Annotated in this window: 21 protein-coding genes and 1 pseudogene; 7 read left to right on the top strand and 15 right to left on the bottom strand. The window is 55.9% G+C overall.

Annotated features, from left to right (window positions below):
- Positions 1–93: 93 nt before the first annotated feature.
- Positions 94–1,419 carry an Nramp family divalent metal transporter gene (locus tag JZY08_RS26560; RefSeq protein WP_035228715.1) on the bottom strand — a complete coding sequence of 442 codons (1,326 nt, stop codon included), beginning with the start codon at positions 1,417–1,419 and terminating at the stop codon, positions 94–96.
- 279 nt (positions 1,420–1,698) lie between these two features.
- Between JZY08_RS26560 and JZY08_RS26555 the strand changes: the two genes are divergently transcribed.
- Positions 1,699–2,868, top strand: a complete 1,170-nt coding sequence (locus JZY08_RS26555; RefSeq protein WP_083532142.1) for a DUF882 domain-containing protein — start codon at positions 1,699–1,701, stop codon at positions 2,866–2,868.
- A gap of 74 nt (positions 2,869–2,942) precedes the next feature.
- Here the strand turns inward: JZY08_RS26555 and JZY08_RS26550 are convergent, their stop codons facing one another.
- Positions 2,943–3,449: a hypothetical protein gene (locus tag JZY08_RS26550; protein WP_149149106.1), complete on the bottom strand. Its 507-nt coding sequence runs from the start codon at positions 3,447–3,449 to the stop codon at positions 2,943–2,945.
- Here JZY08_RS26550 and JZY08_RS26545 point away from each other — a divergent pair.
- Positions 3,443–3,883: pseudogene (locus JZY08_RS26545) on the top strand (DUF4158 domain-containing protein); the annotation flags it as partial. The gene JZY08_RS26550 and the pseudogene JZY08_RS26545 overlap by 7 nt on opposite strands.
- A gap of 134 nt (positions 3,884–4,017) precedes the next feature.
- Here the strand turns inward: JZY08_RS26545 and istB are convergent.
- The 3 genes from istB to JZY08_RS26530 form a co-directional block, all read right to left on the bottom strand.
- Entirely contained in the window at positions 4,018–4,776 is a 759-nt protein-coding gene (istB, locus tag JZY08_RS26540; protein WP_035226016.1) for an IS21-like element helper ATPase IstB, read from the bottom strand.
- Positions 4,773–6,227 carry an IS21 family transposase gene (gene istA, locus JZY08_RS26535; protein ID WP_080723254.1) on the bottom strand — a complete coding sequence of 485 codons (1,455 nt, stop codon included), beginning with the start codon at positions 6,225–6,227 and terminating at the stop codon, positions 4,773–4,775. The genes istB and istA overlap by 4 nt, the downstream gene beginning before the upstream one ends.
- Positions 6,228–6,347: 120 nt before the next feature.
- Positions 6,348–6,647: a hypothetical protein gene (locus JZY08_RS26530; protein ID WP_253204186.1), complete on the bottom strand. Its 300-nt coding sequence runs from the start codon at positions 6,645–6,647 to the stop codon at positions 6,348–6,350.
- A gap of 595 nt (positions 6,648–7,242) precedes the next feature.
- Between JZY08_RS26530 and JZY08_RS26525 the strand changes: the two genes are divergently transcribed.
- On the top strand, positions 7,243–7,848 hold the full coding sequence (locus JZY08_RS26525) for a transglutaminase-like cysteine peptidase (protein ID WP_037093094.1): 606 nt from the start codon (positions 7,243–7,245) through the stop codon (positions 7,846–7,848).
- Between the two features lie 38 nt (positions 7,849–7,886).
- Here the strand turns inward: JZY08_RS26525 and JZY08_RS26520 are convergent, their stop codons facing one another.
- The 6 genes from JZY08_RS26520 to JZY08_RS26495 all read right to left on the bottom strand — a co-directional run bounded on the left by JZY08_RS26520 (position 7,887) and on the right by JZY08_RS26495 (position 13,153).
- On the bottom strand, positions 7,887–8,249 hold the full coding sequence (locus JZY08_RS26520) for a hypothetical protein (protein ID WP_003501174.1): 363 nt from the start codon (positions 8,247–8,249) through the stop codon (positions 7,887–7,889).
- A gap of 177 nt (positions 8,250–8,426) precedes the next feature.
- The gene (gene cyoD, locus JZY08_RS26515) at positions 8,427–8,813 is read right to left on the bottom strand and encodes a cytochrome o ubiquinol oxidase subunit IV (RefSeq protein ID WP_035228678.1); all 387 of its coding nucleotides are present in this window, start codon (positions 8,811–8,813) and stop codon (positions 8,427–8,429) included.
- Complete coding sequence (gene cyoC, locus JZY08_RS26510) at positions 8,810–9,430, bottom strand: cytochrome o ubiquinol oxidase subunit III (RefSeq protein WP_003501178.1); 621 nt, start codon at positions 9,428–9,430, stop codon at positions 8,810–8,812. The genes cyoD and cyoC overlap by 4 nt, the downstream gene beginning before the upstream one ends.
- 1 nt (position 9,431) lies before the next feature.
- On the bottom strand, positions 9,432–11,432 hold the full coding sequence (cyoB, locus tag JZY08_RS26505; protein ID WP_003501180.1) for a cytochrome o ubiquinol oxidase subunit I: 2,001 nt from the start codon (positions 11,430–11,432) through the stop codon (positions 9,432–9,434).
- A 17-nt stretch (positions 11,433–11,449) separates the two neighbouring features.
- Complete coding sequence (cyoA, locus tag JZY08_RS26500; protein WP_003501182.1) at positions 11,450–12,637, bottom strand: ubiquinol oxidase subunit II; 1,188 nt, start codon at positions 12,635–12,637, stop codon at positions 11,450–11,452.
- Positions 12,638–12,814: 177 nt separating this feature from the next.
- Complete coding sequence (locus tag JZY08_RS26495) at positions 12,815–13,153, bottom strand: hypothetical protein (protein WP_003501184.1); 339 nt, start codon at positions 13,151–13,153, stop codon at positions 12,815–12,817.
- Positions 13,154–13,408: 255 nt separating this feature from the next.
- On the opposite strand from JZY08_RS26495, the gene JZY08_RS26490 reads away from it, so the two are divergent.
- The 3 genes from JZY08_RS26490 (at position 13,409) to JZY08_RS26480 (ending at position 15,205) form a co-directional block, all read left to right on the top strand.
- On the top strand, positions 13,409–14,110 hold the full coding sequence (locus tag JZY08_RS26490; RefSeq protein WP_003501186.1) for a L,D-transpeptidase: 702 nt from the start codon (positions 13,409–13,411) through the stop codon (positions 14,108–14,110).
- Positions 14,107–14,619, top strand: a complete 513-nt coding sequence (gene lspA / locus JZY08_RS26485; protein WP_003501188.1) for a signal peptidase II — start codon at positions 14,107–14,109, stop codon at positions 14,617–14,619. Before JZY08_RS26490 ends, lspA begins: the two co-directional genes overlap by 4 nt.
- Before the next feature lie 169 nt (positions 14,620–14,788).
- On the top strand, positions 14,789–15,205 hold the full coding sequence (locus JZY08_RS26480) for a helix-turn-helix domain-containing protein (protein ID WP_003501190.1): 417 nt from the start codon (positions 14,789–14,791) through the stop codon (positions 15,203–15,205).
- A gap of 289 nt (positions 15,206–15,494) precedes the next feature.
- Here the strand turns inward: JZY08_RS26480 and JZY08_RS26475 are convergent, their stop codons facing one another.
- From JZY08_RS26475 to JZY08_RS26465, 3 genes are all read right to left on the bottom strand, one after another.
- A complete protein-coding gene (locus tag JZY08_RS26475; protein WP_003501192.1) occupies positions 15,495–16,823 on the bottom strand; it encodes an Nramp family divalent metal transporter in 1,329 nt (442 codons plus the stop codon).
- Positions 16,824–17,105: 282 nt separating this feature from the next.
- Entirely contained in the window at positions 17,106–17,606 is a 501-nt protein-coding gene (locus JZY08_RS26470) for a copper chaperone PCu(A)C (protein WP_003501194.1), read from the bottom strand.
- Between the two features lie 161 nt (positions 17,607–17,767).
- Entirely contained in the window at positions 17,768–20,422 is a 2,655-nt protein-coding gene (locus JZY08_RS26465; RefSeq protein WP_080723265.1) for a heavy metal translocating P-type ATPase, read from the bottom strand.
- 227 nt (positions 20,423–20,649) lie between these two features.
- On the opposite strand from JZY08_RS26465, the gene JZY08_RS26460 reads away from it, so the two are divergent.
- Positions 20,650–21,606 (top strand): endonuclease/exonuclease/phosphatase family protein, encoded by a 957-nt coding sequence (locus tag JZY08_RS26460; RefSeq protein ID WP_003501205.1) that lies wholly within the window; start codon positions 20,650–20,652, stop codon positions 21,604–21,606.
- Positions 21,607–21,697: 91 nt separating this feature from the next.
- Here the strand turns inward: JZY08_RS26460 and JZY08_RS26455 are convergent, their stop codons facing one another.
- The gene (locus JZY08_RS26455) at positions 21,698–22,396 is read right to left on the bottom strand and encodes a L,D-transpeptidase (protein ID WP_003501207.1); all 699 of its coding nucleotides are present in this window, start codon (positions 22,394–22,396) and stop codon (positions 21,698–21,700) included.
- Between the last annotated feature and the right edge of the window lie 10 nt (positions 22,397–22,406).

The following is a 22,406-nucleotide window of genomic DNA, read 5'->3' as shown; positions in this document are numbered from 1 at the left end:
CGCCTAGTTCGTGAGGGTCACATCAGGCTGCCCGCCAGCTCACTGAGTGCTTGAAAGTCCTCCGGAAGTAATGGGCAGCTCGGTGCGAGCGCATCAGGAAACGAAATCGACCAACAGCTTCAGGTTCAGCAAAGCGATTACGATGGCGATGATCCAGGCAAAAGCCGAGAGCCAAAGAGGTGCCTTCATCTCTCCCATCTTATCAGCATCGGCTGTGAACATCACCAGCGGGAAAACCGCAAAGGATAGTTGGAGGCTAAGCACGACCTGGGTCAAGATCAGAAGCTGGGCAGTGCCGCTGTCTCCGAAAGCTATAGTGACCCCTGCTGCGGGTATGATGGCGATCCCCCGGGTAATCAGACGGCGAAGCCAAGGTGCAAGCTGGATCTTCAGGAACCCTTCCATCACGATCTGACCCGCAAGCGTCGCGGTAACCGTTGAATTGATACCGCAGCACAAAAGGGCGATTCCGAACAATGTCGGTGCGAAGGCCAAACCGAGCAACGGGGCTAGCAGACTATGAGCCTCACCCAGTTCTGCGACCGAAGTCCGCCCGGTTTCGTGGAACGTAGCGGCCGCCAGAATGAGGATCGAAGCATTGACGAGCAGAGCGAACATCAATGCGACTGTGGAGTCGATCGTCGCGAATTTCAGAGCCTCGCGCTTTTCAGGTAACGTATCGCCAAAGTCCCTCGTCTGCACGATACCGGAGTGGAGGTAGAGATTGTGCGGCATAACGGTCGCACCGAGTATGCCAAGCGCCAGATACAGCATGTCGGGATTCGTGATAATCTCTGTCGTTGGAGCAAAGCCGAGGATCACCTGACCCCAATCCGGATCGGCAAGAGCGATCTGAACCGCAAAGCAGACGGCGATAACGCCGAGCAAAGTTATGACAAGCGCTTCGACCCAACGGAAGCCAAGCTTTTGCAGGTAAAGGATCAAGAATACATCCAGAGCAGTGATGACCACTCCCAGCTCGAGCGGAATACCGAAAAGGAGGTTCAAGCCGATTGCAGTGCCGATTACCTCGGCGATGTCAGTCGCAATGATCGCTATTTCGGCCAGCAGCCACAGCACCATGGCAACCGGTTTGGGGTAGGCATCACGACAGGCCTGCGCCAGGTCTCGCCCCGAGGCGATGGCGAGGCGCGCGCACAGCGACTGAAGGACGATCGCCATGATGTTTGAAATCAGGGCCACCGTGAGCAGCGCGTAGCCGAAGCGTGATCCCCCGGCCAGAGATGTCGCCCAATTGCCTGGGTCCATGTACCCGACCGCGACGAGATAGCCGGGCCCGAAGAAAGCCATTGCCCTTCGGAAAGTGCCCGCTCCTGCCGCGACCTTGATCGACCGGTGCACATCCGAAAGGGACGCCTCTCCCACCGTTTGTTGCCATCCCCTCACCGGTCTGTCCATCGTCCACCGCGCTTTCAAAGCCCACCACTATTGCAATTGCAAATCATTCTCACAAAGAGGCTGCGGACGCAAGCCGGATCGATCAGATCCCACCAATTGGGAACCATTAGGGCTTTATTGACCATAGTCGGCTTTACTGATGGTGATCCGAGCGTGGCCGCAATGTTCGCCAGGCCCGAGCTCGGAGAGCCGTCAAGTGTGGAGTACCCAGTGAGCGAGTTGCCAACTTGCGTTAGGCCCTATTCAACCGCAGCCTTCCTATCCGAATGCCTCCGCGGCATGGCGACGGTTGCAATTGCCGTGCTGCTCGCAGTGGCAATGGCGGCGGGTTCGTCCTCACCTGCGACAGCCGCGACGGACAGATCGCTGAAGCTGTTTTTCACACACACTGGGGAACGTGCGACGATAACATTCAAACGGGACGGGAAGTTCGATGCCCGTGGACTAGTTCAGATCAACCGCTTTTTGCGCGATTGGCGCAAGAACGAACCCGCGAACATCGATCCCCGTCTACTCGATCTCGTATGGGAAGTGTACCAGCGCAGCGGATCAAACAACTATATTCATATAGTCTCTGCCTATCGCTCACCGGCGACAAACAAGATGCTCAGAGGGCGATCGAGGGATAGTGGTGTCGCGAAAAACAGCCAACACACCCTCGGCAAGGCAATGGATTTTTACATTCCGGGCGTCAAACTGGCCAAGTTGCGATCACTTGCGATGCAGATGCAAGTCGGCGGAGTGGGATACTATCCCGCATCGGGATCTCCTTTCGTCCATCTTGATGTTGGAAATGTCCGTGCATGGCCCCGCATGACGCGCAAGGAACTGGCTCGGATCTTTCCCGATGGAAAGACCATGCACCTCCCCTCCGATGGCCGCCCGCTCCCCGGCTACGATTTGGCAGTCGCCGACTATCGTCGTCGCGTCGGCGCAAAATCGATCGAGATTGCTTCCAGTGCTGGAGATAAGGACAGTAGTTTCGCTCCCGCTTCGTCAAACAGGAGCAGCCTGCTCACCGCAATGCTCCCGACTGAACGGAGCCGAGCAGAGGACGCGCTCGATCTTCAGACAAACCGACAGACCATGGTCGGCGAGGCTAGGTCGGAGTTCACCGATTTAAGCGCTTTGGCAATTCCTGTACCGGTTGCACGCCCTACTTCCGAAATGGAAATACCTAGGGTCGAGGTTGCCTCACTCGGTCCGTCTACCGATCGCACACAGATTGAGAGTTTCCGCCCTTCCGCCATTCTTGATCTGCCGGAGCCGGTTGCCTTGATCGCGCTATTTCGGATCACCGCAGCAGACAGAGATGCTGACGAAGAGGCTGATGGTCAGGAAACGCTCATGACATGGGCGCTTTCGGGTCCGGACACCTCAACAGGATTGACAGCGCCCCTCATGTCTGCACGACTGTTTGCGATCAGGACTACCCAGATCGCCCCCTAAATCAAGGATCGGAGCCATTGTGCCAGGCTGCAACAAACGTCTCGCGCGTCGATACTCGAATCTTCGGCGGTGCGTCAGCTTTTAGCAGGGGCCGGCATTTCCAAATCGTTTGAACAGCCTGTCGCGTCATCAAAGCCGGCGGCTATTGCTGCCAGATCTTCCGGTTTGGCATTGAAGCGTAGACCGTGAAACTCGCCGTCTGAGCCAGCCCCACCTTCAATGGAAAAGCCAGAAAATTCGCCTTTCTGCTTTTCTACGTCACTAACTGGACTGGGAATGAGGGTCACCTGGGCGCCGATTGCCCGACCCCGCATTCCGGAGACCGTGGTTGGCCCTTTGCTGTCCAGAACGGAAATCTGGATGAGATGACCCGCCTCGACCTTGCGAAGAGGGGTCGGAACAAGAGCAGTCCGAAATCGTACGCTAAGGTCGAACGAAACCGGAACGATGCCGTAGATCCGATGTGCAACATCCGATCTCTGTGGATTGCCACCGACATGCGCCAATTTTGATTTCTCTGTCCGGTCCGACTCGACAACGCTTCGAGCAGATTGCTCATCAATGGAGTCGGGCGATGGCAAAGCGCAAGCTTCTTAAAGATCAAGATCGCCGGAAGCTTGTCGACATACCAGTCGACGAGGATAACCTAATCCGACACTATTCGTTGTCATTGGCGGATCGCCTGGAGATTGAACTGCGGAGACGTAATCACAATCGGCTCGGCTTCGCCATCCAGCTATGTCTAATGCGATACCCGGGTCGAGTGCTTGGAGCAGAAGAAACTCCGCCTCGCGCCATGCTGAAGTATGTTGCTGATCAGATCGGCGCCGCTCCAGACGAATTTGCCCTCTATGCACGCCGCGAAGAAACCCGTCGGGATCATATGGCGCGGCTAATGGTGTATCTGGATACGAGAAGCGCGACGCTGCAAGATCGCCGCGCCGCGCTATTGGCGGCAATTCAAGCGGCGACCATGTCCGACGACGGTGCTGCGATAGCCAGTTCGACTGTCGCCGTGTCAACGGCGGAGTAAAAACCGGCCATGGGGCGGAGCAAAAGTCGGCCACTATGGCGCCGGCCTGAGACGGCCGGGAGGGCGTAGCCCGAGCGGGGGTCTTAGGCCGGCGCGGCGATTTTTTGAGGGGAGTTTTAGCAGGCCTTTCGGGCGCGACTTTGAGCGAGACGATAGCTTTCGCCGTTCATCTCGAGGATGTTGACGTGGTGGGTGATGCGATCGAGCAGTGCGCCGGTGAGACGTTCGGACCCCAGTGTTTCCGTCCATTCGTCGAAAGGCAGATTGCTGGTGATCAGGGTGGCACCACGCTCGTAGCGTTGCGAGATCAGCTCGAACAGCAATTCCGCCCCGGTCTTTGATAGTGGCACAAATCCCAGCTCATCGATGATCAGCAGCTTGTAGGCGGCCATCTGCTTCTGGAACCGGAGCAGACGCCGCTCGTCACGCGCCTCCATCATCTCGCTGACCAGGGCCGCCGCCGTGGTGAAGCCGACGGACAGGCCCTTCTGGCAGGCGGCCAGGCCGAGACCGAGTGCGACATGCGTCTTTCCCGTGCCGCTCGGGCCCAGCGCAATGACGTTCTCGCGGCGCTCGATCCATTCGCAACGGGAAAGCTCTAGCACCTGCATCTTGTTCAGCTTGGGGATGGCTGTGAAGTCGAAGCTGTCGAGGCTTTTGACGACCGGGAACTTGGCCGCCTTGATCCGACGTTCGACCTTGCGGCGGTCCCGCTCGATCATCTCCCGTTCAGCAAGCCGGAACAGGTAGCCGACATGATCGACGCCTTCGGTGGCGCATAGCCGGGCCAGCTTCTGGTGCTCGCGCTGGAAGGTCGGCAGCTTGAGGGTTTTGAGATAGTGGCCAAGCAGGATCTCTGGCGCGTCGCTGCTCATGCCGCTTCTCCCGCATCAGATGACAGGAGGCGCATATACGCCTTTGCTGACGTCTTCTCGACAGTCGCCGTCGGCAGGTAGGGATAGATCGCCAGATCCAACCGCGGCGGCCGGCGCTCGACCCGGCACAGGATCAGATGCTTGACCGCATCGAAGCCGATCGCGCCGAGCTGTATCGCCTGCTTCACCGCTGCATGTAGATCGGCAAGGTCGAAGCTTTCCAGCAGGCGCAGAACCTGCACGTATTCTCGCCGCCCATGTTTGGCCATGCGGCCTTCCATCAGCCGGCGCAGCGTCGCGAACTCGTCTGGCAGATCCCAGCCCTGCAATGGAGCCGCCTGATCCAGAGAATTGATCTTCCGCTCGATCAGCGGCAGGTAATGGACGGGATCGAAGACGACGTCTTCCCGTTCCCAGCATCGCGGATGACGCGCGATGATCTCGCCGCGGCAGCCGATCACCACCTGATCGACATAGCCCCGGACCCAGACGTCCTGATGGCCGTAGGCGACCGGTACGGAATAGTCGTTCGTCTTGTAGCGCACCAGCGACTGGGCTGTCACAACAGCGCTGGCCTGGTCGCAGGCATCAAACGGCGACGCCGGCAAGGGACGCATGGCCGCAAGATCGCGCTGCAGCCGTTCGCCAATCGTCTCGCTCTCGCCCCGCAGCTTGTCGCGCTGGCGTTTGCGGCACTGCTCTTCCAGAAAAGCATTGAACGCATCCCATGTCGCAAACCGCGGGATCGGCACCATGAAGTTGCGTCGGGCATATCCGACAAGACCCTCGACATTCCCCTTGTCGTTGCCCTTTCCCGGCCGCCCATAGCGATCCCGGATCAGGTAGTGGGACAGGAAGCCGCTGAACAGCGCTGCCCGCTTGCGTGTGCCGTCGGGCAGGATCTTTGCGACAAGGCAACGGTCGTTGTCATAGACGATCGACTGCGGCACGGCCCCGAAGAACGCAAAGGCGTGGACATGACCATCCACCCAGGCTTCGGCCACTGCCGCCGGATAGGCACGCACATAACATCCGTCGCTATGAGGAAGATCCAGCACAAAGAAGCGAGCTTTCTGCTCGACGCCGCCGATCACCACCGTCGCCTCGCCGAAATCGGCCTGCGCATGGCCCGGTGGATGCGACAGCGGCACAAACACCTCCTGGCGGCGTTGATCCCGCTCGCGCATATAATCCTTGATGATCGTGTAGCCGCCGGTGAAGCCGCACTCGTCACGAAGCCGGTCGAACACCCGTTTGGCAGTATGCCGCTGCTTGCGCGGCATCACCATGTCAGCTTCCAGCCACTGCTCGATCGTCGAAACGAATGCATCCAGCTTCGGACGCCGGATCGGCGAACGTCGCTGATAGCCGGGCGGTGTCGAATACGACAGCATCTTGGCCACGCTGTCGCGCGATACGTTGAAATGCTTTGCTGCCTGACGCTGCGTCATCCCTTCGGAAACAGCCAGGCGAACCCTCAAATAAAGTTCCACGGTGTAGATCCCCTGTCCCTCCTGCGATCATTGCAGAAAGGAAATAGGTGGCCGGATTTTACTCCGCCCGCGGACGGACTATTCCGCCGCTACCGTGGCCGACTTTTCCACCGCCGCTCTCAGTAGTCGAAGCAGCCGGACGAAATCTTCACCCAGCTCTACAAGCGTGAGGCATTGCTGTTGCACACCCCGTTCAAGAAGTGCATCCGTAAACACACCTGTTCCGGGTCCAAGTTCCAGAACAGGTCCTGTTGAAGCGTCGATAGATTGTGTCATCAGGCGAGCGAGATGAGGGCTGGAGGGTGCAACAGCTCCGATCGACCATGGTTCAGACAACCATTGGCGAGCGAACAGGATGGTTTGCGACAGTCGTTTCATAACTGCCCAGCCCACAGGATGAAGATACTGTAGAGGCGCAGAAACTTTGTGTCAGAAAAGGCAGTAAGTGTCATTTCGTTGCCCTGGTAGCAGACATTCGGGCCGTCACAACAGAAGGGAGCATCGAACTCGCCAACGCAAAAACCTTCGCAATAAGCACGTGGGGTGTGATCACGCAGCCGCCAAGGCCAGAGTCAGTAATGAAGGCCCGGAAATTCACAACGTTCAATTCAGTATCTCCTGTCGTTCAGGAGATTGATAATGCAACCTCAAGCAGATGGAGGTTCAATCAGAATTCGGTCCGTTGCGACAATTTGGCTCATAGTGGGGCGCCAAACCTCCTACTCTTTGTTTCGTAGAAGGCCGATCACAGAACGGTTAGCGAGGGGCGTCAGTAAAGGTCAGCCCCGATTATCGAGTGGATTCAAAGAATACCTGGCTATGATGCTGCAGATCATAACTCGACGTTTTAACTGAAACGATAGCGAACGAGCTGCGCGAACAAAACATAACAATCGATAAAATTGCACCTAAATTGTTTGCCCGATAGTGGCAGCCGATCCTCATAAGTCATTGCAACAAACGGGGACGACTTATGACTGTCAGGTTTATGTTCGCAATAATCGCAATAATGACGACCTCGATGGGGGTGGCGTGGAATCCCGATGCGGCGGCTCTGGATGCCATGCCGATCGCCGGACCGACTACCCAGCCAATTGGTCATTTTGAATTCTGTGAACGCCTGCCCGGAGAATGCCGCCCCCGCGTTGCAGATCGCGGGCCGATGAAGCTGACGCCAGAGACCTGGAGTCGCCTTGTCGATGTGAACCGTAAGGTGAACCTGATCCCGGCGATGACAGATATGGAGAGGTATGGTGTCGAAGAATACTGGACCTATCCGGTCGACGCAGCCGACTGCGAAGACTTCGTTCTTCAGAAGCGGAAGCTCCTGATGGAACGTGGGTTCTCGCCCTCCAACCTGCTGATCACAGTAGTGCTTCAACCGGACGGATCGGGTCACGCTGTGTTGGCGGTCCGGTCAGGACTGGGTGACTTCGTGCTCGACAATCTGCGTGCGGAGATCAGGAAATGGTCGGAAACCGAGTACACCTATCTGAAGCGTCAGGACTCGCGTGATCCCGGCAAGTGGGTGAAAATCAATGACGGTCGTGATACGATTGCCGTGGGCGGCATTCGGTGATCAGCGGCATGTTGTACTCTGACCGTCGTTGTTGACGATCACAATACTGCAAGCATGAACGTCGCCAGCACCAGCCCCCCAAGAAAGGCCGCAACCATCGTGGTCGTCCGCGCGTTCGGGCGTTCCGGTATCGTTGTCCGCGATGAGTTCTCGTCGGGTGACTGACCAGCGTTGGTAGTCCCGGCTAACGGCTCCTGATGCAGTGCCTGGCCTTCTGGAGATGATGAATCCATCTCCTCCAGTGCTCTGTCCAGCATTACGCAGGTGATCGTCGTTTCATCGAATTTCACTTCGAACTCGAGTTTCCGACTGCTTTCAATTTTATCGAGAGCTTTGACAGCAGCGGCCTGCTCGCTATCAGCTTCAACGAGTGATCGATGGGTGACAAGAAAAAATGGCATTCGCTCGCCAACAACTCTCGAGGTGAAAGAGAGCCGGAGACAGTCAGATCGCGCCCGGAGGCTTCCCCATGACTGCATCCAGACTTGTGATTTGGTCCGTGTGTTCGGTATGGACCAACGGTTTACCGAACACACGAATGAGCAATTAGCTTGATAAACTGGATGAAGTCAGCGCTCTTACGGCATATTTTTCATCATCTCCGGTGACATGGGCATCATGTTGGTGTTGAGGTGATACATAACCCAGATTGATCCGACGAGCACGATGACAAGGATCACGATCGTAAAAATCAGTGCCATCATGGTCCACCCTCCTTCAGAGCGGCTGTTCATGTGCAGGAAGTAGGTCATGTGGACAAGCATCTGGATGCCGCCAAGGATCATGATCGCCGCGATCGTTATCATCTTGCACTCGATGACGTCGCCCATCACAAGCCAGAACGGGATGGCCGTCAGAATAAGCGACAGGATGAATCCCGTCATGTAGCTCTTGAGAGAACTACGCCCCGAGCGGTGACCGGAATGCCCTCCGTGTGCTCCATTATGAGAAGAATTCGACGTCATGCGACAACTCCCATAAGATAGACCACTGAGAAGACACCGATCCAGATGAGGTCGAGGAAGTGCCAGAACATTGACAGGCACATCAGTCGTCGATGGTTCTCCGGAGTGAGGCCAAACTTCGACACCTGTATCATAAGCACCACAAGCCAGATGACCCCAAACATGACATGGAGGCCATGCGTGCCGACGAGGGCGAAGAATGACGACAGGAAGGCGGACCGCTGGGGACCAGCACCCTCCGCGATCAGATGATAGAATTCGTATGCCTCCAGCCCCAGGAATGCGAGGCCGAGCAGGCCTGTGACACCAAGCCAGAAGATCGTCGCACCCTTTGCATTGCTCTCGGCACGGATCATCGCAACACCATAGGTAATCGATGACACCAGCAGGATTACCGTCGCAACCCCGATCAACCTGAGATCGAAAAGATCGCCAGGTGCAGGACCGGCCGCGTAATTACGACCGAGCACCGCATAGGTGGCGAAGAGAGCCGCGAAAATAAGCAGGTCACTCATCAGATAGAGCCAGAAGCCCAGGTTCGTGCTTCCTTCAGGATGATGTTCCTCATCGAGATGGAATTTCTTGTCAGCCCGGGGGGCGTGAATCGGGTTTGCCATGTCAGTTCCCCTGGGCGAGCAGCTTCGAACGTGCGTCTTCGACCTCGGCAACTGTTGCTGCCGGGATATAAAAGTCGCGGTTGTAGTTGAAGGTGTGGGCGATCGAGATGATAATGATCGCTGCGAATGATACGATGGCGAGCCACCAGATGTACCAGATGAGCGCAAAGGCGAGCGCGATGCTGATACCGGAAAGGATGACACCGGCACCAGTATTTCTGGGCATGTGAATCGCCTTGTATCCGGCCAGTGGTCTCGCGTATCCACATTCCTTCATGTCGTGCCATGCGTCCATCTCATGGACCACTGGAGTGAAAGCGAAGTTGTATTCTGGCGGCGGCGAGGAAGTAGCCCATTCCAGGGTTCGGCCACCCCATGGATCGCCCGTCGTGCAGCGGAGCTGGTCGCGTCTCCTCACGCTGACGACCATCTGGATAATGAAGAACAGGATACCGAGTGCAATCAGGCCCGCCCCGAATGCGGCGATGATGAACCAGATCTGTAACGAGGGATCATCAAACTGCGAAACTCTGCGCGTCACGCCCATTAGTCCGAGCACATAGAGCGGCATGAAGGCGACGAAGAAACCGATCTGCCAGAACCAGAAGCTCATCTTGCCCCAGAACGGATCGAGCTTGAAACCGAAGGCCTTCGGCCACCAATAGGTTACTCCTGCCATCAGGCCGAACAGCACGCCGCCGATGATGACGTTGTGGAAGTGGGCAATCAGGAAGAGCGAATTGTGCAGCACAAAGTCAGCAGGAGGTATAGCCAGCATGACGCCTGTCATACCGCCGATGACGAATGTCACCATAAAGCCGATCAACCAGTACATCGGCAGTTCGTAACGGATCCTTCCCTTGTACATCGTGAACAGCCAGTTGAACATCTTCGCACCCGTCGGGATCGAAATGATCATCGTTGCTATTCCAAAGAAGGCGTTGACGGACGCACCTGCTCCCATCGTGAAGAAATGATGCAGCCAGACCACATAAGAAAGAAGCATGATCGTACATGTCGCGTAGACCATCGACGCGTAGCCGAACAGCCGCTTGCCCGAGAACGTAGATGCAACTTCCGAAAAGATGCCAAAAGCCGGGAGGATCAGGATGTAAACTTCCGGATGACCCCACATCCAGATCAGGTTCACGTACATCATCGGGTTACCGCCGAGATCGTTCGTGAAGAAGTTGGTGTCCAGATAGCGGTCTGCGGTCAGCAGCGCAAGCGTTGCCGTCAATATCGGGAATGTCGCCACGATCAGGATGTTGGTGCAAAGCGAGGTCCAGGTGAAAACAGGCATTTTCATCAGAGACATCCCCGGTGCGCGCATCTTGACGATGGTCGCAACGAGGTTGATGCCCGACAGCGTTGTTCCGATGCCGGCTACCTGCAAACCCCAGATGTAGTAGTCCACACCGACGCCAGGGCTGTAATCGGCACCCGACAACGGCGGATAGGCCAACCAGCCGGTCTTTGCGAATTCTCCTACGAATAGCGAGATCATGATGATGATCGCACCCGCCGTCGTCATCCAGAATGAGAAATTGTTCAGGAACGGAAATGACACATCGCGAGCACCGATCTGGAGCGGCACAATGTAGTTCATGAACCCTGTTATGAACGGCATGGCGACAAAAAAGATCATGATCACGCCGTGGGCGGTGAATATCTGATCATAGTGGTCGGCGTTCAGGTATCCCTCGTTGCCGTTGAAGGCGATGGCCTGCTGAATACGCATCATGATCGCGTCGGCGAAGCCGCGCAGAAGCATGACGAGCGCCAGAACGATGTACATGATGCCGATCTTTTTGTGATCGACAGATGTGAACCATTCCCTCCAGAGATAACCCCACAGTTTGTATTTCGTAATCAATCCCACGATGGCCAGGCCACCGATAACCACGGCAACAAACGTGCTGCGGATGATTGGATCGTAAGGGATCGCTTCCCAGGTGAGCCGCCCGAAGACGAGTTGAGCGAGTGTTAGATTTTCGAACATCTTATCTGTCGAATCCTTCAGGGTTTTGCGGGCACTTCAGCGTCGAGCCGGTCGGGTGCCTGCCCGCTCTCATCGCTTTCGGGTGTGGTGGGATGCTGCATGTTCTTCATGCTATGGTTCATCGGCATCGACGGCTGGCTCACCTTGCTATCGATGACGTTCGCGGGGCTCTCGCCGCGGGTCGGGGTGCCTGTGACAGGGGCGGGTGCGACATCGTTGTCTTCGGCTGCGCCGGTCGTCCGGCGGTTGTCGTATTCCAGGCGCGCCCGGTTTTCCCGGCTCTCCACACCTGCCCCGCCCATCTTGTCGATGTGCATCATCTCATCCATGCACATCTGGCCTTCACGGGCGCACATGTTGAGCACCGAGCGGTAGAGACCTTCCTGCACCGTGGAGTAATAACGTACAGGTTCGGCCGTGCTCGGTTTCTCAAGCTTCAAGTAACTGTCCCGGTTGAGTGCCGTGCCGGTCCGTTTGACACGCGCGACCCATTGATCGAAATCACCCTGGTTCAATCCAAGGAACTTGAACCGCATCTGAGAGAAGCCGTCTCCACTATAGTTGGCAGAAAGACCATCGTAGGTGCCGGTCTCGTTGATGACGGCATGGAGTTTCGTCTGCATTCCGGGCATGGCATAGATCATCCCGGCGAGCGCCGGCACATAGAATGCATTCATGACCGATGATGCAGTTAGCTTGAAGTTGATCGGTACATCTACGGGCGCAGCAAGCTCATTAACCGTAGCAATTCCGTACTCCGGATAGAAGAACAGCCATTTCCAATCGAGTGCGACCACTTCTACGGTGATCGGCCTGATGTCGGGTGTAACAGGACGATTTGCATCGATCCTGTCGAGTGGGCGATATGGGTCAAGTCTGTGAGTGCTGATCCACGTGATAGTTCCCAGCGCAATGATGATGGCAAGCGGCGCTGACCAGATCACCATCTCGAGTTTTACGGAGTGATGCCACTCCGGGTCATATTTCGCCTTCTTGTTGGAATGGCGGTAATGCCAGGCAAAATAGAAGGTGAGAAACAGGACCGGTACGATGATGAGGAGCATCAGCACGGTTGCGATGACGATGAGATCCGCCTGCTGACGTGCAATATCGCCGGATGGCGACATTACGACCATCTTGCATCCACCGAGCGGGAGCAAAAAGGTGCCAACAGCGAGGAGAAAGAGCTTTTTTGACAAAGACACCTTCGACTCCCGATGTAAGGGATTATGAGTTCAGGATGGAATCCGGCTGCTCTTGAGAAGTCCCGATACGTAGCTCACACGCTCCGCCAGATATCGGCGAAGAATGGCTTGGGCGTAAGAGATCCATGGTCGAACTGATTCAGTAAGACGTACGTGCGCAGTGCCGAACAGATTGCCTTAGCTCAGGTATTTTGGCGGGCGCGAGATCAGATAGATCTGGCTTTCACGAAGGAGGTCCGCGGATACGGAATATCGCAGTCCTTCCGAGAATCTAAAATCATACAGCTCTGCTTGTAGAGACCGCTGCTCGCAGCGGACGTGATGGTCGGCCTCAGACAAGAGGAGTTTCCTGTTATCCACCGGTGAACCTCGTTCCTGCACGAAGGTAGCGACACCGGGCGGAACAAATGTGCGATTTTCCAACGGAGTCGAGCAGAGGCTTCCGGAGATGATCTGAATGAAGATCATCGTCAGGACAGCCACGGTCTTCCAACTGGTTAAAACGCTGCGGATCATTCGTTCCAGACAAGCAAAATGACATAAATCAACAGATGACTAGCAAAGGTCGAACTGAAACAAAAGCTGCGAATCTGGGACTGCGCCAATTTGTCCCTGATGATAAGGCGCACTCCATCACGAGCCTTACACAATTAGTTGAGACCCGACCTTAGCTGTCAGCAAGCGCTTGAACCTCAAGCTACTAGAGATCGTAGAATTGTACGGAATCAGTAATGTGGAGGATTCAAACGTGTCCTTCAAATGGGGATATGCATGCTCAAACCGCGTCTGATGAAACGTCGGTCACTCGTCGCTCTATCTGGTGGTGCATTGGCATCAGCCGTCTTTGGAAGCCCGGTTTCTACAGCGGCGGCTGTCGTCAGGCCCGCCAGTCAAATGGAACCGAGCGAACGTGAGCTTGAGGCCCGCTACGCTGCAAGGAGCGACGGCGGCTACCGGTTACCTAGAGTTCCCTTTCGAAAGATCGACCCGAGATACTATCGGCAGCGCGTTGAAAACCTCACCGGCGAGCCTGCGGGCGTTGTTTTCGTCGATGTTCGCAGCAGGTTCCTCTATCTCACTGAAGATGCTGGCACGGCAATGAGATACGGTATCGGTATCGGGCGCGTGGGCTTCACCTGGTCGGGTGAAGGAATAATCCAGTGGCGGCAGAAATGGCCCCGGTGGACACCGCCTCCGGAGATGATAGCGAGACAACCAGAGCTACAGAAATATTCATATGCGAACGGCGGCCAGGCACCCGGCCCCAATAATCCGCTTGGTGCTTGTGCTCTTTACATCTTCCAGCATGGCAAGGACACGCTTTACCGGCTTCACGGCACCACGGACTGGCGTTCAATCGGCCACGCCGTTTCGTCAGGCTGCGTTCGCCTCATCAATCAGGATGTGATGGAGCTTTATGAAACCGTCCCGTCAAAGGCCCGGATTGTCGTCATGCAACAGGGAATCCGATGAAGGCATCATTAAACAAGATCACAGCCAGAGCCGCTCTCGTCCTTCTCTGGGTTGCCGCGCTATGCTTGATCGATCTTACCACGAAGTATCTGGTTGTAACCGAATTGATGGATCCACCGAGAGTAATCCCGGTAACCCCATTCTTCAACCTGGTGCTTGCCTATAACCCGGGTGTCAGCTTCGGCCTTTTCTCCGACACGATGGGATCGGCTCCACGACTGTTCGCGCTGCTTCAGGGCGTAATCGTGATCGCGCTGGTGATCTGGGCGGTAATGGCAAAGACTGCTGCAGAGAGGGTTTCGATCACGGCGATTGCAGGAGGCGCGAGCGGCAATGTCATCGATCGCTTCTGGAACCTGAGCGTCACGGACTATCTGGATTTCCACGCCTTCGGTTGGTCATGGCCAGCCTTCAATCTGGCAGACGTATTCATCGTCTGTGGGGCCTTCCTTCTTGTCGCGATCTCGTTGCGTCCGGACCGACATGCGATTTCGTTGGCGAAGACATGATTGTCAGGCGTAGCGACACGATCGCAGTGGAACTTGATCTCAACAACTCAATCCTCATATCAAAATTCTGTGCTGGATACCCCCATCACGTCTCGATGGCGTCAGTTTCTTTTCAAACTCGAACAAACCGCAGTGGTTCGACGCTGCATGTCATGACTGGAGTATTCATATGCTGACAATCGGTGATCTATCGAAGACGACTGGGGTAAAGGTTCCGACGATCAGATATTACGAGCAGATGGGGCTTCTCTCGCATACGGAACGCTCGGAAGGAAATCAGCGACGCTATTCGAAGACGGAAGGTGAGCGGCTGTCCTTCATAAAGCACGCACGCGAGCTTGGACTGACGATCGAGGCCATCCGCGAACTCATCGATCTTAGTCAGCATCCGGAGAAACCTTGCGAGGAAGCTGACGGTATTGCCGCCAAGCAACTCGTAACCGTCCGTGAGAAGATCCAGCGCCTAAAAAAATTGGAAGCAGAACTGGAGCGGATCTCAACGCACTGCAATTCCAACCAGGTACGCGACTGCTACGTAATTCGGGCTCTTGCCAACCACTGTCTTTGCTCGACGGAACACGACTGACAGGTTGCTCGTTTCGCGCTACGTTTCGTTCATCTCGTCTGCAATCTGGGTAACTCATGACCCTTTCAACCACCGCCTACATTAGGGCTTTCCGTTGAGATGAGGCCGCTGCCGCCGGAAAGCGCTCCTATTTTCAGTATAGGAAATGAAGATAGCAGAAGGGTCTGAAGCCTTCTCGCCAGTCTCAGGAAGCTCAGGGTTTTTTCACCCATGAGAATATACTTGGCGGCCCATCATAAATCATAATCATCTTCGCATCCTTCCGTGTCAGAGGGCGAATTTCGTTACGTTAGGACGCGACGAAATCCACAAGAAGCTTGATGTTCAGGAGGGCGATCACGATTGCAATCAGCCAAGCGAAAGCAGTCAGCCAGTAAGGAGCCGTCAGTTCCCCCATCTTCGCCCGGTCGGATGTGAACATCACAAGCGGGAACACTGCGAACGAGAGTTGAAGACTGAGCACCACCTGTGTCAAGATTAAGAGTTGCGCTGTTCCACCGTCTCCAAACAATATCGTAACCCCGGCAGCCGGAATAATGGCGATACCGCGTGTGATCAATCGTCGTAGCCAGGGCGCGAGCCTGATGTTCAAAAAGCCTTCCATGACAATCTGTCCAGCCAGTGTCGCCGTAACCGTCGAATTGATACCGCAGCATAGGAGCGCGATACCGAACAACGTTGGGGCGATTGCAAGACCGAGCAGCGGTGCAAGAAGGCTATGCGCTTCACCGAGTTCGGCCACCGTCGTCTGGCCTGTCTTGTGGAATGTGGCCGCTGCGAGGATCAGAATTGAGGCATTCACGAGCAACGCAAACATCAGGGCGATTGTCGAGTCGAGGGTGGCGAACTTGAGTGCCTCCCGCTTCTGGGGGACTGTTGTGCCGTAAGCGCGTGTCTGCACGATCCCTGAGTGGAGATACAGATTGTGCGGCATGACGGTTGCACCAAGAATCCCTAGCGCGAGGTAGAGCATATCCGGGTTGGTGACGATCTCTGTGGTCGGGGCAAATCCGAGGATGACTTGTCCCCAGTCGGGATCCGCAAGCGCGATCTGGATGGTGAAGCAGACGGTAATCACACCCAGCAACGTGATTACGAGCGCTTCGACCCAACGGAAGCCTAACTTCTGGAGATACAGGATGAGGAAGACGTCCAGTGCCGTGATGACGACTCCCAGTTCCAGTGGGATGCCGAAGATCAGGTTGAGCCCGATCGCAGTGCCGATCACCTCCGCTATGTCGGTAGCGATGATCGCTATTTCTGCCAGGATCCAGAGGACGATGCCGACCGGTCGAGGGAAGGCATCGCGGCAAGCCTGCGCAAGGTCTCGCCCGGAGCCGATCGCCAGACGGGCGCAGAGCGACTGGAGCACGATCGCCATGATGTTCGACACAAGTGCTACCGTCAAAAGCGCATAGCCGAAGCGGGATCCGCCGGCGAGAGAGGTCGCCCAGTTTCCAGGATCCATATACCCGACCGCCACCAGGTAGCCTGGACCAAAGAAAGCCATGGCCCGGCGAAATGTGCCCTGCCCGGTCGCCACCGCGATGGATCGATGCACGTCAGACAGCGACGCTTCCCCTCCGGCCCGCCGCCAGCCCTTTACCGGACTGTCCATAGATTCACCTACGATTCTTGGTTTTTGCTTAGTTGCTATTGCAAATCATTCGCATGAAGTTTGAGAATTGACAAGTGCATTTTCCAAGGCGGGCGATGAACCGGGATCTGCTCGGGTCGCACCTGCTCTGATGCCGTTCAGCATCGAAATACAAGAGGAACCCAGCAAGTATCATCGCACTCAACCATATTAGCAGTCGCCTGAGGCTTCACCAGACAACTGCGGAGGGATTGTCGACCCTGAGGTTGATAGAGGTCCTGTGAAAACGCTCTAGGCCACTAATCATGGATCTTGATGGCCGGAATGATCCTCGCCCGACTCTCGTTTCGGCCTCTGCACAACGAACTCGACCTCCACTGCTCCTGCTTTCTCGAACAGGAGCGTCGCCTTGAACTTCTCACCTTCGACGGGCCGATTTATGGGCTTGACCAGCATTATGTGGGTTCCACCCGGTTGAAGCGCCAAGGTAGCACCGGGGGCAATTTCGAGGCCTTGCTTCGCCGGACGCATTTTCGCTACCCCTTCCACCAGGGAGGACTCGTGGATTTCCAGTCTCTCGGCGATGTTAGTCGTGCCACCGACAAGACGGTCAGACTCCTGTCCGGTATTGACGATCGTCACATAGCCACCCAGCACCGGAGCGACCGGAGGAGCCAGTGCCGACCAAGGATGCCTAAGTTCCAGCTTTCCTGCCTTGAAGTCATGTGCAAACGCCGTTCCAGCCAGCAGACATGCAAAGATTGTCGCGGCGACGCGGATTGTCGAATTCGATCTCTTGTTCATTGCTTCCTCCTTCTTACTGCGACACCGTCTGACCGTCTTGGTACTGGAAAAGCTCCTTTGGATTCCAGACAGCGAGGACCCCGACCAGACTGAATACGACCGAGGTCGCTACCATCAGCAGGATCCCTCCAAATACAATTTTCCTGATCATTTTACTGCCTTCAACGTATGGGGCGCAGGAGGCGCAATGCGTTTATCGTAACAAGCACAGTTGCACCCGTATCTGCCAGGATGGCGGGCCAGAGGCCAGTGATTCCTATAATGGTGGTGACGAGAAACACAGCCTTGAGGCCGAGCGCGATGGTGATGTTCTGAAAAATGTTTCGCATCGTACGCTTCGAAAGATCGACCATGAGAGCGACATCCCCGACTCTGCCGTGGAGTACCGCGGCATCGGCGGTCTCCAGCGCGACGTCCGTGCCGCCACCCATGGCGATGCCTATATCTGCCGCAGCGAGAGCGGGAGCATCGTTGATGCCATCCCCGATCTTGCCGACCACGTAACCTTCCTGTTTGAGTTCGCCAACAATACGCTGCTTGTCCTCAGGCATCAGTTCTGCACGAACTTCAATGCCAAGCTGAGCGCCAATGGCTGATGCCGTGCGAGCGTTGTCGCCCGTAAGCATGATTGCTTTGATCCCGAGATCGGTCAGTGCCTTAAGGCCCTCGATCGCGTCCGCTCGGGGTTCGTCGCGCATGGCGATGGCACCTGCAAGTACATCGCCGATTACCAAAACGGATACAGTCTTGCCATCCTCGTTCAGAGAGGTAATCTGCAGCGAATGCGCCATCGGAATCGTCACACGCTCGGCAGCAGCCTTCGGAGATCCGAGGAAGACTTCCACGCCGTCGATGACCGCGGTAACGCCTTTGCCGCCGAGTGCCTTGGCATCGGTCGAAGCTGGAGCATCGAGCCCATCTTCATCCGCCCTGGCGAGGATCGCGACCGCCAGCGGATGGCTTGATCCGGTTTCAAGTGCCGCAGCATAACGGAGTACCTCGGGACTACTGCGGCCGAAAGGAATAACGTCCGTCACCTTGGGCTTTCCTTCGGTCAACGTCCCCGTCTTGTCGAACGCGACTGCAGTCACCCTGCCGACCCCTTCGAGAACTGCGCCGCCCTTCATGAGAAGGCCGCGCCGTGCGCCCGCCGACAGTGAAGCGGCAATGGCAGCAGGTGTCGAAATGACGAGGGCGCAAGGGCAGCCGATCAAAAGGATCGCAAGCCCCTTGTAAATCCATTCACTCCATTCGCCGCCAACAAGTAAAGGTGGGATGATGGAAACCAACGCGGCAACGACAACCACGCCCGGTGTATAGTATCTCGAAAAGCGATCGATGAACCGCTCTGTCGGAGCCTTCGATTCCTGGGCTTCCTCGACCAGGCGGACGACGCGAGCAATGGTGTTGTCTTCGGCTGCAGCGGTGACACGAACGCGCAGTGCCGCGTCGCCGTTGACGGTACCTGCGAATACGTTATCACCGATCACCTTGCGGACCGGTACGCTTTCACCCGTCACGGGTGCCTCATCGACAGAACTTTCACCTGACATTATCACGCCATCGGCCGAAATCCTGTCACCGGGGCGAACAAGTATAATTGAACCGACAGCAAGCACCTCTGCCGGAACCTCGCGGGTCTTCCCACCCTCTTCCAGCAAAGCCGTCTTGGGCACGAGGTTTGTCAGAGACTTGATACTGTCGCGAGCCTTGCCAGCCGCAACGCCCTCGAGGAGCTCACCAACAAGGAATAGAAAGACAACGGCCGCCGCCTCTTCGGTAGCGTTAATAATCAATGCGCCGACAGCGGCGATCGTCATCAGCATCTCAATGGAGAAGGGAGTGCCTGCCCTCGCAGCCATAAAAGCACGACGGGCGATGGGTATCAGGCCAACCAACATGGCGATGATGAAGGCGTAAGTATCTATGGCCGGAACCAGATTGCCGATAGCATATGCGGCAGTCAGAGATCCGCCTGCGATTATCGTCAGGCGCCCCTTGCGGCTACTCCACCACGGCCCTTCGCTTGGCCTATGATCATGACCGTGAAGACCCTCCAACTCAACGTCCGCTGACGCCTGTCCGTTGGTATGGCCAGCATCGTCTTGCGATCCTGAATAAGTAGCGGGGGACCGCTTCGCGGTAGGAATGATCGGTGCGACCGAGTATCCAAGGCCAGAAACCTGCTTCTCAATAGCTTTGAGATCAGCGAACGCGTGCTTGACCGTCATCGTCCCCGAGGTCACCGAGACACTAACATCTTCAACACCCGGAATGCGACGGACGGCAGTGTCGATCTTGCTTGCACATGAAGCACAATCCATTCCACCAACGTGGAAACGGGCCTGACCATCCGGGATCGGCCTCTGGCTTGATTGAGAGGTTGCAGAGTGATCGTGCCCACCGTTGTTCTCATGGGTATGGTCGTGGGAGTGCGTCTCGTTGCCATGCTTGTTCATGCAAGCAAAGCCATGCTCGTGGGGAGTCGTACCATGATCGTGCGCCTGCGCGTGCTCATCAGGTGAATGATCATGATCGTGGGAACAGCCTGGCCCATGGACGTGTTCTATAGCAGATGGCACCGCTTTAGACTTGGCGGGAATAAGCTTCGTCGGATATCCAAGGCCGGTGACCTTTTTTCCCATATCCTCGACATCGATTGTGTCGTCATGCTCGACTGTCATGGTCCCGGCGGAGACGGAAATCGAAACATCTTGAACGCCAGGCATGCGCCTGATCGCCGTATCGATTTTGGTTGCACACGAAGCGCAGTCCATGCCCTCGATCCGGAATCTCGTCTGAAGTGGCTCAACCATATCATGTATCCCCATATTGATACGGCAAGCTTTACGACCTCTAGCCACTAGAGACGCAATGGGAAATTTTTGCTCTTTTGCATTTCGGTGAAAACTGCTGGATTTCACGATATCCGTGACGAGTTCTCGGAAGCGAACAGATTATTGCATACTCGCTTTGATATATTATTAAAGCTAATATGTTAAACTTACCGTCTCGGCTCTTTATGCTCAATGTGGTGAAATGAATGACTTCTGTCCGCAACGGTAAGCTTGGAAAAAGTCTGCTTTTTATTTCGATTTGCAGTTTGAGCGGCGTTCTTTCTGCATTGATATTCGGAAGTAGCCTCTGGCTATTCGATATTGTTTTCCTGTTCTGGCCCTACGTCACTCTATCCGCTTTTTGCCTGCTGCTCGCGACGTTCCTTCTTGGGGAGCGACCGGCGCGGCTTTTGTGTTCCCTTGCATTTCTGGCAAGTCTGATGCCGTTCTTTATGCAGCCTCAGGCACCGCAGGGGGCTGCGGACAGGAATTTACGCGTTATCTCAGCCAACCTGCTGATGCACAATGATGCGGAACCTGGGGGTTTTCTGCGGTTTCTGACGGAGCAACAGCCAGATGTCCTCTTTCTTCAAGAGACTGAAGACCGCTGGCAGAAAGCAATCGCGGCTAGCGGCCTGTTTGGCTATCAAAGCAGTTCTAACCTGCCAGCGCGCGACGATATGAAAGTCTTTTCGCGTCTTCCTATTCTCTCGGAGGTCAGGCTTTCGTCCGCGCAGGCGTATGAGCGATATCCGATGCGCCTCGTTCTGGGGACGGAAAATGATCCGCTGATTCTTTATGCACTACATCCCGATACACCGCGTTCGCCAGCCCGCTGGAAAGGCCGAAACGCTTATCTCGACGGATTGGCGGATGCTGTCCTGTCTGAAAAAGAGGGCGCGAAGCTTATTGTTGCCGGTGACTGGAACACACCGCCGTGGTCACCCTACTTTGCGAGATTTTTTGAGAAAAGCGGATTATTCTTCGCACGTGCAAGCAATGTTCCTGTGATGACACGATTCAGCCGTCGGCTACCGTTCAGATTCGGTTCCATGATTGACCATATCGCGGTTTCGGGTGCTTTAAGACTGGCAAGTTGGCGGGTCGGCCCCGATTTTGGATCCAATCACATTCCGGTTGTTGCGGATCTGTCATTTAATTAAACTCAGGCTGGCGGTTTGTGGTTTTTGCATCGGTTCAACACGCCGGGCATATATATGCCCGGTAGAAGCCATAAAATCTGCTGTTAGCTGTCTATTGTTTGACGACGATCCGAGCCTTGTAGGGAACCCTCTCATAGAGGTCGATGACATCCTGATTGATCAGACGGACGCAGCCGGAGGAAACCGATTTGCCGATGGATGACCATTCCTTCGTGCCATGTAGACGATAGAGCGTATCCTGACTGTTCTGGAAGATATAAAGCGCGCGTGCGCCGAGCGGATTGCTTGGTCCCGGTTCCTGTCCACCGTTCTCGACCGAGTATTTTTCCAGTTCGGGTTGCCGTGCAATCATTTCTGCCGGTGGTTTCCAGCGCGGCCATTTCTGCCGCCACTGGATGATGCCTTCGCCTTGCCAGGCGAAACCGGCGCGGCCGAGACCAACACCATAACGCATGGCCGTGCCACCTGGTTCGACGACATAAAGGAACTTCGATGGCGTATCTACGACGACCGTTCCCGCAGGTTCGCCTGTCGGATCTTCGACGCGCTGACGGTAAAACTTGGGATCGATCTGCTGAAACGGTACGGCTGGCAGCTTGTGGCCGCCATCTTCGAGGCCCGCGTAGCGTGTGATCATTTCGGCTTCGCCTGGCGGGCCGATCGGCCTGCGGGCAATGGCCGGTGTCGGAGCAGGCTGATTTACCGTCGCACATCCCGCCAGCATCGTGGTCAGGGAAGCGGCTCCCAGCAGGAAGCCCCGGCGTTTAAGCTGTTTATCATCGAATAGCATTCAAGTCCCC

The sequence above is a fragment of the Rhizobium sp. X9 genome, from assembly GCF_018873185.1.
GTDB classification, from domain to species: Bacteria; Pseudomonadota; Alphaproteobacteria; order Rhizobiales; family Rhizobiaceae; genus Agrobacterium; species Agrobacterium oryzihabitans.
This window is presented reverse-complemented; position numbering and strand designations above follow the sequence as displayed.